General features: G+C 76.7%; 9 protein-coding genes and 1 pseudogene. 4 read left to right on the top strand and 6 right to left on the bottom strand.

Annotation, left to right across the window (positions count from 1 at the left end; genetic code table 11):
• Window positions 1-383 (top strand): MFS transporter (locus tag D450_RS29470; RefSeq protein ID WP_039820140.1); only part of this gene is annotated, 383 nt, incomplete at its 5' end.
• A gap of 74 nt (window positions 384-457) precedes the next feature.
• On the opposite strand, the gene D450_RS29475 is transcribed toward D450_RS29470, so the two are convergent.
• Window positions 458-1,327, bottom strand: a complete 870-nt coding sequence (locus D450_RS29475; RefSeq protein ID WP_017537561.1) for an FAD-binding oxidoreductase — start codon at window positions 1,325-1,327, stop codon at window positions 458-460.
• Between the two features lie 116 nt (window positions 1,328-1,443).
• Entirely contained in the window at window positions 1,444-2,700 is a 1,257-nt protein-coding gene (gene chrA, locus D450_RS0104925) for a chromate efflux transporter (RefSeq protein WP_017537562.1), read from the bottom strand.
• A gap of 194 nt (window positions 2,701-2,894) precedes the next feature.
• Between chrA and D450_RS0104930 the strand changes: the two genes are divergently transcribed.
• Window positions 2,895-3,452, top strand: coding sequence for a GNAT family N-acetyltransferase (locus D450_RS0104930; RefSeq protein ID WP_039820141.1), 558 nt, complete (start codon window positions 2,895-2,897; stop codon window positions 3,450-3,452).
• Window positions 3,453-3,511: 59 nt separating this feature from the next.
• Here the strand turns inward: D450_RS0104930 and D450_RS0104935 are convergent, their stop codons facing one another.
• Both D450_RS0104935 and D450_RS0104940 read right to left on the bottom strand, forming a co-directional pair.
• Entirely contained in the window at window positions 3,512-4,888 is a 1,377-nt protein-coding gene (locus D450_RS0104935; protein WP_017537564.1) for a dicarboxylate/amino acid:cation symporter, read from the bottom strand.
• A gap of 159 nt (window positions 4,889-5,047) precedes the next feature.
• Window positions 5,048-5,455: a DUF4440 domain-containing protein gene (locus tag D450_RS0104940; RefSeq protein WP_017537565.1), complete on the bottom strand. Its 408-nt coding sequence runs from the start codon at window positions 5,453-5,455 to the stop codon at window positions 5,048-5,050.
• A gap of 132 nt (window positions 5,456-5,587) precedes the next feature.
• Here D450_RS0104940 and D450_RS0104945 point away from each other — a divergent pair, with 132 nt between their 5' ends.
• Window positions 5,588-6,598, top strand: a complete 1,011-nt coding sequence (locus tag D450_RS0104945; RefSeq protein ID WP_026128387.1) for an AraC family transcriptional regulator — start codon at window positions 5,588-5,590, stop codon at window positions 6,596-6,598.
• Between the two features lie 5 nt (window positions 6,599-6,603).
• On the opposite strand, the gene D450_RS0104950 is transcribed toward D450_RS0104945, so the two are convergent.
• On the bottom strand, window positions 6,604-7,146 hold the full coding sequence (locus D450_RS0104950; protein ID WP_017537567.1) for a CGNR zinc finger domain-containing protein: 543 nt from the start codon (window positions 7,144-7,146) through the stop codon (window positions 6,604-6,606).
• 84 nt (window positions 7,147-7,230) lie between these two features.
• Here D450_RS0104950 and D450_RS0104955 point away from each other — a divergent pair, with 84 nt between their 5' ends.
• Window positions 7,231-8,055: an alpha/beta fold hydrolase gene (locus D450_RS0104955; RefSeq protein ID WP_017537568.1), complete on the top strand. Its 825-nt coding sequence runs from the start codon at window positions 7,231-7,233 to the stop codon at window positions 8,053-8,055.
• Between the two features lie 23 nt (window positions 8,056-8,078).
• Here D450_RS0104955 and D450_RS29480 read toward each other — a convergent pair.
• A pseudogene (locus tag D450_RS29480) lies at window positions 8,079-8,424 on the bottom strand (maleylpyruvate isomerase N-terminal domain-containing protein); the annotation flags it as partial.

Genomic DNA, 8,424 nt, shown 5'->3' on the forward strand with positions numbered 1-8,424 from the left:
CCGTGCAGGTCGCCGGGCGCCTGGCCGACCGCGGGCACGTGCGCGGGGTGACCGCGGCCGGTGCGGCCGCGGTCGCGGGGGCCTGGGCGGTGCTGGCGGGCGCCGCCGGGGCGCTGCCGCTGCTGGTGGCGGGGCTGCTGCTGGCCGACGTGGGCCAGCAGCTGGTGCTCAACAGCTCCCAGAACGTGCTGTACGCGCTGCGGCCCGAGGTGCGCAACCGGATGAACTCGGTGTTCATGACCGCGTTCTTCGCCGGCGGGGCGCTGGGGGCGGCGCTGGCCGGGAGCCTGTGGGGCGCGTGGGGGTGGAACGGCGTGGTGGCGCTGGGGGCGGCGTCGGCCCTGGGGGTGGCGGTGCTGTGGGCCGTGGACCGGTGGCGGTGAGGGGGCGCCCATTGGGGTGCGTGCCCGGGTCCGTCGTCGCCGCGGCCCGCGGGGAGGGCGGTGGTCATCACCCCTCATCGGCTCTGTGCCGGCCGGTGGCCCCCGCCCCCCGTGCGCGGGTTCGATGAGCAGGGGCGGAGCCCGGCGTGCGGCTCCGCCCCGGGCGGGCCCCAGTCCAGGCGGTGGCCGAAGGCGAACACGTCGGTGGGGTCGTGCTCGGCCTTCAGGCGCCGGAGCAGGTCGAGGTCCTGGGCGGGGTAGGCGCTGCGCACCACCTCGGGGGTGCTGTGCGGCCCGCTGGGCAGGAAGGTGGGCAGGCGGCCCAGCGACCAGGGCGCCAGTGCGGAGGCGGTCTCCCGCACGCGGCGCGCCGCCTCGGGGTCGACCTCGGCGCCGGGCATGGTCAGCACGTTGGTGAAGTAGGCCGCCTCCCGGTGGCCGACCATCGCCTGCCCGTCTGCGGCCAGCGCCCCGCCCATGTGGCGCACCTCGGCGATGAGCGGCGCGCCCGGCCCCGGCTCGGCGGCGCGTGCCAGTGCGCCCAGCGCCCGGTGCGGCAGGTCCCGCACGAGCGCGGTGTCCCCGAACCAGGCCACGGGGGTGTCCGGTTCCCCGTGCACGCTGCCGGACTCGCAGGCGGGCATGTCCGTCAGTCCGCCCATGAGCACGGGCCCGGCCTCGAGGGGCCGCACCAGGTCCCGTCCGCGCTGGGCGGGCCCGGTGTAGGCGACGCGCAGGTGCATGACGGTGCGCCCGGCGATCGCCTCGGGGACCCCGGGGGCGTCGGGGACGGGGATCAGCGCGGCCGAGGAGTTCATTTCGGGCGGCAGGTCCCGCGTCCAGGCGGTGTAGGCGCCCAAGGCGGCGGGGTCGGCGGCGTCGAGGTAGAGGCCGCCGCCGAAGAGGCGCTCCAGTTCCACCAGTTCGGTCTCCACCTCGGTCACGGCCGCCAGTCCGCCGCGGCCGCCCAGCAGCCCGCGCGCCGGGTGATGGCCGAGGGGGCCGCGGAGCTGGCCGGCCTGTACGGGGCGGCGGGCGAGGCGGGGCAGGGGTAGCGGCCTCAGAGCAGGAGGAGGCCCGCCGCCCCGGCGGCGGCCACCACGGCCCAGGCCGGGGCGCGCCAGACCGACAGGGCCGTGAAGGCCGCCGCGGCGACCGCCATCGTCGCCGGGGAGGTCACCCCTTCGGTGAACACCGGGTCGTACAGGGCCGCGGCCAGGACGCCCACCACGGCCGCGCCCGCCCCGGCCACGGCGGCGCGGGCGCGGGCGTCGGCGCGCAGGCGCTCCCAGTAGGGCAGGGCGCCGGCCACCAGCAGCGCGGAGGGGGTGAAGACCGCGGCCAGGGCCACCGCCGCCCCCAGCAGCGGGCTGCCGCCGACCGGGACCAGCGCCCCCAGGTAGGCGGCGAAGGTGAACAGCGGTCCGGGCACCGCCTGGGCGGCGCCGTAGCCGGCCAGGAAGGACTCGCGGTCCACCGCGCCCGAGCCCACGACCTCGGTCTGCAGCAGGGGCAGCACCACGTGGCCGCCGCCGAAGACCAGCGCCCCGGCCCGGTAGAAGCCGTCGGCCAGTTCCAGGGCGGTGGAGGGGAAGAGGGCGGCGAGCGCGGGCAGGGCGGCCAGCAGGGCGGCGAAGGCGGCCAGGAAGGCCGGTGCGGTGCGGCGGCGCGCGGGGGCGGCGGCCGGGGCGCGCCGGCCCGCCTCCTCGGTCCCGTCCTCCTCCTTGTTCTCTCCGTTCTCTCTGCTCTGGTCTTTGCGGTCGGCGCCGGGGCCGCGCAGCAGGACCAGGCCCGCGGCGGCGCCGGCGGCGATGGCCGCCACCTGGCTCAGGGCCGAGGGCAGCAGCAGGACCAGGACCATCGCGGCCAGGGCGAGGGCGGCCCGGCGCACCCCGCCGGCCAGGCCGGCGGCCATTCCGGCCAGCGCGTGGGCGACCACCGCCACGGCGGCGGCCTTGAGGCCGAGCAGCCACCCGGCGCCGGGCCCGGGCTCCAGGGCCTGGGCGCCCAGTGCGAAGGCGACCATGAGGGCGGCCGAGGGCAGGGTGAAGGCCGTCCAGGCGGCCGCCATGCCGGCGTAGCCGGCGCGGCGCAGCCCCAGGGCCATGCCGACCTGGCTGGAGGCGGGGCCGGGCAGGAACTGGCACAGCGCGACCAGGTCGGCGTACTCGCGCTCGCCCAGCCAGCCGCGCCGCACCACGAAGGCCTCGCGGAAGTAGCCCAGGTGCGCCACGGGGCCGCCGAAGGAGGTCAGCCCCAGGGCGAGGAAGGCGCGGAAGACCTCTGCGGCGCTCCCGCGGGCGGGGGCGCCGCTCACCGGAGGGCCTGGGGGCGGGGGCGGGGCATGGTCCTCCTCGCGGACGCTGCGGGGTGTTCGACAGGGGGCAGGCTAGCCGACCGCCGGGCCGTCCGGGGTCCGCCGGTGCCGTGCGCCGCCGGCGGTCGTAGCATGGGCCGGTCGACGTGTCGGGGTGCCGGGGGGCGCCGCGGGGAGCGGGAGAGAGGGTGGGCATGCGCACGGGTATTCGCGTGGCCGGGGCCGAGCTGCGCCGGGCGGGGGCCGCCGACGTCGGGGCTCTCGTGGCCCTGGTCAACTCTGCCTACCGGGGCGATGAGGCGCGCAAGGGCTGGACGACCGAGGCCGACCTGCTGGAGGGCCAGCGGGTGGACGCCGAGGGCGTGGCCGAGCTGGTGGCCTCGCCCGGCGTCCTGCTGCTGCTGGCCCAGGATGCGGGCGGTGGGCCGGTGGCCTGCTGTGAGCTGCGCGGAGAGCAGGGGGGCGACGCCTACTTCGGCATGTTCTCGGTCAGCCCCACGGCCCAGGGGCGCGGGCTCGGCGCGGCGATCCTGGCCGAGGCCGAGCGGATCGCGGTCGAGCACTGGGGCGCCCGCCGCATGACGATGATGGTCATCCGCCAGCGCGAGGCCCTCATCTCCTGGTACGAGCGCCGCGGGTACGGGCTGACCGGTGAGCGCGCCCCCTTCCCCTACGGCGACGAGCGGTTCGGCGTCCCGCTGCGCGAGGATCTGGAGTTCGTCGAGCTCGCCAAGGAGCTGAGGGGGGCGTGAGGGCCGGCGGCGGCCCCGGGGCGAGGCGCGCCGGGGCCGCCGCGGGCGTGGGCCCCGGCTCAGTCGGGGGTGTCGGGCGGTGCCGCGGCGGCCGCCGCGGCCTGCGGCGCGCCGGGGCCGCCGGCGGCGCCCGGGTCGTCGGGGTCGTGGGGGTCGGCCAGCATGCCCTTCTCCGTCCCGGCGATGATGCGGGTGCCGGTCAGGTCGCCGGTGACGTTGCACATGGTGCGGGCCATGTCGAGGATGGCGTCGATGCCGGCGACCAGGCCCACCGGTGCCATGGGCAGCCCGGTGGAGGTGACCGTCATCGACAGCATGATCAGGCCGGCGCCGGGCACCCCGGCGGTGCCCACCGAGGCGAGCACGCCCACCGCCACCACGGTCAGGATCTGGCCGATGGTCAGCTCGACCCCGGCGATGTTGGCGACGAAGACGGTGGCCGCGCCCACGTAGATGGCGGTGCCGTCCATGTTGATGGTGGCGCCCAGGGGCAGGCTGAAGCCGTAGACGCCCTCGTGCACGCCCATCTTCTCGGCAGCCCGGGTGGAGACCGGCAGGGTGCCGCTGGAGGAGCGGGTGACGAAGGCGGTGAGCATGGGGTCCTTGGCGGCGCCGAAGAAGCGGCGCACGTTGGCCCGGAAGGCGAGCAGCAGCAGGGCGTAGACGCCGATCTGCAGCGCGATGGCGACGTAGACGACGCCGGTGAGCTTGGCCAGCGGCAGGATCGCCTCGGCGCCGGTGTCGGCCATGACGCCGGCGATGAGCGCGAAGACGCCGACGGGGGCGTACTGCAGGACGCCGCGGATGACCAGGAAGACCAGTTCGACGGCGCCGTCCACGCCGCGGCGCAGGAACAGGCCCAGTCCGCGGATGCGCTCGTCGTCGCTGCCGGTCATGAAGGTCAGGGCCAGGCCGAAGACGATCGCCATGAGCATGATGGCCAGGACGTTGCCCTCGACCAGGGCCTGGAAGGGGTTGTCGGGGACGATGTTGAGCAGCGTCTCCGAGAGCGGGGGCCGGTCGGCGGCCTCGGCGTCCTCGCCCTGCACACCGGACAGGTCCAGGCCGGCGCCGGGGGAGACGGCCAGCGCCAGGAGCAGGCCGATGGCGATCGCGAAGGCGGAGGTGGCCAGGTAGAACAGGAAGACCTTGAAGCCGATGCGCCCCAGGCGCTGCGGGGTGACCGAGGAGACGCCCGCGATCAGGGTGCTGATGATCAGGGGGAAGACCAGCATCGTCAGCAGGCGCAGGAAGATCTCGCCGAGGACCTCCAGGACCTGGCGGGCCGCGTCGGTGTTCCACCCGGCGCCGGTCTGCAGCGCGTTCAGGGCAAGGCCGGCGGCCAGGCCGGCGACCAGGGCGGCGGCGAGCTTCCAGATCAGGGGAAACTCCAGGTAGCGCCGCCACAGGGTGCGGCGCTGGGTGGGTGGGGACATCGGTGTCCTTCCACGGATCGGGGGCACGGAATGCGGGGTTTATACCGGTTTCGCGGCGGTGTACACATCACAACCCCGTCACTGTGCGGCGCACTCGTGAACACGGAGCGCACTTCCCTGACAAAACCGGCAGGCCGGATGGGGCCGTGCGGCTCGCGGTCAGCCTCCCTCGCCGGGGGCGGCGGTCCAGGTCTCGTGCAGGTGGTGCCACAGCAGCCCGTTCCGCGCGCGGGGCCCGCGCACGAACAGCACGGTGCTGCGCCGCGCCGTGCGCCCGCCGGCCCGGGCCTGGTGCTCCTCGTAGGCGGCGGCCACCAGCGCACCGTCCTCGGCGACCACGCGGGGACCGCGGATGCTCAGCTCCAGGTCCGGGGCGCTGCCGTGCGCGCCGGGCAGGGCCTTGCGCAGGGCGCGGACGTCCAGGACCTCGCCGCCCGGCGCCAGGAGCCGGAAGCCGGGGGTGTGCGCGTCGAGGAAGGCCCCGAGGGCGCCGGGGTCGGCCCTACCGCGCAGCCATGCCTCGATGAAGCGGTGGTGCTCGATGATCTCTGCGATGGCGCCGTGCACGGCCTGCTCCCCGCCCTTCCGTCCGCCGGTGGCACGCCCCGGCCGGGTGCGGGGGCGTGTGGGGCTTCCAGCCTGCCCCGGCCTGCCTGTACCGTCGATGAACGCGAGTCCGATCCCGTTGAAGGATCGTCCATGAGAGCCGAAGACCCTCCCGTGCCGGCCGAGGGCCCCGCCGTCCCGGAGGACCTGCTCAGCGCCGTGCTGGCGCCGGTGCGGCTGCGCGGCGTGTACTCCAGCCACTGGTCGGTGCGCGCGCCCTGGAGCGTGCGGGGGCGGCGCGAGCCGTGCGCGGTGGTGCACTACCTGTGCGAGGGGTCGTGCGCGGTGAGCATGCCCGGCCGCGCCTCCCCGCTGTGGCTGGGCCCCGGCGACCTGGCGCTGTTCCCGCACGGCGCCGAGCACACGCTGGCCGACGCCCCCGCGACGGCGGCGGTGCCGCTGGAGGCGCTGCTGCCCGGGCGCCGGCCCGGCTCGGTGGGCCGGGTGAGCATCGACGGGCCCGGCGAGGCCGCGCGGCTGCTGTGCGGGGGGCTGCACTACGACGAGGCGGCCGCGCCCCCGCTCTACCGGGCGCTGCCCGAGGTGGTGGTGCTGGAGGCCGCCGCGGTGGCCGGCGAGCCGCTCCTGCAGGCCGTCCTGGAGTGGCTGTCCGCGGGCGCCGACCGGGGGGCGCCGGGGGCCGAGCTGGTGGAGCTGCGCGCCTTCGAGACGGTGTTCGTGCTGGCGCTCAGGGTGGCCGCGCTGCGCGCCGGGGTCTCATCGCCCCTGCTGCGCGCCCTGCGCCACCCGGGCATCGCCCGCGCGCTGCTGGCCGTGCACACCCGCTTCGCCGAGCCGTGGAGCCTGGAGGCGCTGGCGGCCGAGGCGGGCATGTCGCGCTCGGCGTTCGCCTCGGCCTTCCGGGGGCTGGTCGGCGAGACCCCGGGCGCCCACCTGCTGGGCCGGCGCATGCAGGAGGCGGCGCGCCTGCTGGGCGAGACGCCGGTCGCGCTGAGCGCGGTGCCCGAGCGCGTGGGGTACGGGTCGACGGTGGGGTTCCACCTGGCCTTCCGCAAGCGCTTCGGGGTGACGCCGGGGGAGTACCGGCGCCGGTGCGAGGGCGACGGGCAGGACGGCGGCCGGGAGCGGGCCCTGCCCGAGTGAGCGCTTCACCCCTGGTCGGAGCGGCGGCCGCGGTAGGAGCGCATCTTGTGGCGCGCCCCGCAGACCTCCATGCTGCACCAGCTGCCGTTGTTGGCCGGTGAGCGGTCGTAGTAGACCCACCGGCACTCGGGCGAGCGGCACACCTTCAGGCGCGCGCTGCGCCCGGCGAAGCGCCCCAGCGCCAGTGCCGCCACCACGCGGGCGGCGACGGCGTGCACGGGGTCGCCCGCGGCCTCGGGCAGGGTCGCCCGCCCCTGGCCGTCCCACCGGGGCGGGCCCAGGAGCTGTTCGGAGAGCGCGCTGAGGCGGGCGTGGGCCTCCTGCCGGCCTTCGAGGTGGTCGCGCACCGTCTCGCGGACGCGTACCAGGAACGACAGGCCGCCGCTGTCCAGGGCGCAGCCGGCCTGGATGTGCCCGTGCTCGTGCAGCCAGGAGCGGGCCCCCTCGAGGCCGGAGAGGGAGTCCTCCCCGTAGAGGAGGCGCGCCGAGTTGCAGAACTCCTCGATGACCAGCAGGTCCTCCGGCGCCGGGGGGCGGTTGTAGGCCATGCCGCACAGGTTACCCCCTTTACCACGGTGTCGGTAACGGGCTAGTGTTACCGCCAAAGAGCCATAGACGGTAACGGAGTGGCGATGGGAACCGAGTGGACGCTGGACCGCACCTTCGACTCGCCCAACGGGACGGTGCGCTGGGCCCGCAGCGGGCAGGGCGACCCGCTCGTGCTCGTGCACGGCTGGCCCTTCTCCTCCTACATCTGGCGGGACCTCGCCCGGGCGCTGAGCACCCGGCACACCGTCTACGTGTGGGACCTTCCGGGCTACGGGGCCTCGGAGCGGTACGAGGGCCAGGACGTCTCCCTGGCCGGGCACCAGCAGGTCTTCGCCTCCCTGCTGGACCACTGGGGGCTGGAGCGGCCGGCGGTGGCGGCCCACGACATCGGCGGGGCGGTGGCCCTGCGCACCGCGCTGCTCTCGGGGCGGCGCTTCGAGCGGCTGGCCCTGGTCGACGCCGTCGCCGCCGGGCCCTGGGGCAGCCCCTTCTTCCAACTGGCCAACCGGCAGGCCCCCGCCTTCGCGCAGGTGCCCGCGCACCTGCACGAGGCACTGGTGCGCGCCTACATCGCCGACGGGGCCGACCGGCAGCTGCGGGAGGAGACCCTGAAGGCGCTGGCCCGCCCCTGGACCGGCGCGCACGGGCAGGCGGCCTTCTACCGCCAGATGGCCCAGGCCCACCAGCGCCACACCGCCGAGTACGAGGACCGCCTGGGCGAGCTGGACCTGCCGGTCGCGGTGGTCTGGGGCGAGCGCGACCGGTGGCTGCCCCTGCAGCGCGGCAGGGAACTGGCCGAGCGCCTGCCCCGGGCGCGCCTGCACGTCCTGGAGGGCAGCGGACACCTGGTGCAGGAGGACGCCCCCGCGCAGCTGGCCGCGGTGCTCGGCGACTTCCTGGCACGGTAGCCGGCGGGCCCGGTAGGGGCCGCTCAGCCCAGGGCCGGGAAGCGCACCCCCGACCCCTCGAGGTCCCCGGCGCCCGGACCGCCCTGCAGGGCGCGCCCGGTCGCGGCGCGCAGGGCCTCCAGGCGGCCCATCGGCGCGGGGCGCCCGTCCGCGCCGAACAGCAGGCGCTCGACGGCCCCGGCGCCCTGCGGCGAGGTCCACGGCGGGCGCCCCAGGGCGTCGGCCAGGTCCAGCCCGTGCAGCACCAGCTCCACGACCCGGGTGAGCAGGAAGTCCTCCAGGGCCATGGCGTCGCCGTGGCGGGTGCGCACCACGCGCCCGGCGGGCTCGTCGCGCAGCCGCGGCTCCAGGTGCGCCCACGCCCGCCGC

Origin of the sequence: Nocardiopsis halophila DSM 44494 (genome assembly GCF_000341245.1) — a bacterium.
GTDB classification, from domain to species: domain Bacteria; phylum Actinomycetota; class Actinomycetes; order Streptosporangiales; family Streptosporangiaceae; genus Nocardiopsis_A; species Nocardiopsis_A halophila.

What these genes read in the sequence shown, in the direction of transcription:
- D450_RS0104930 (WP_039820141.1), top strand. Translation starts at nt 2,895, where the DNA reads ATGCGCACGGGTATTCGCGTGGCCGGGGCCGAGCTGCGCCGGGCGGGG.
- D450_RS0104935 (WP_017537564.1), bottom strand. Translation starts at nt 4,888, where the DNA reads ATGTCCCCACCCACCCAGCGCCGCACCCTGTGGCGGCGCTACCTGGAG.
- D450_RS0104945 (WP_026128387.1), top strand. Translation starts at nt 5,588, where the DNA reads ATGAGAGCCGAAGACCCTCCCGTGCCGGCCGAGGGCCCCGCCGTCCCG.
- D450_RS0104950 (WP_017537567.1), bottom strand. Translation starts at nt 7,146, where the DNA reads ATGGCCTACAACCGCCCCCCGGCGCCGGAGGACCTGCTGGTCATCGAG.
- D450_RS0104955 (WP_017537568.1), top strand. Translation starts at nt 7,231, where the DNA reads ATGGGAACCGAGTGGACGCTGGACCGCACCTTCGACTCGCCCAACGGG.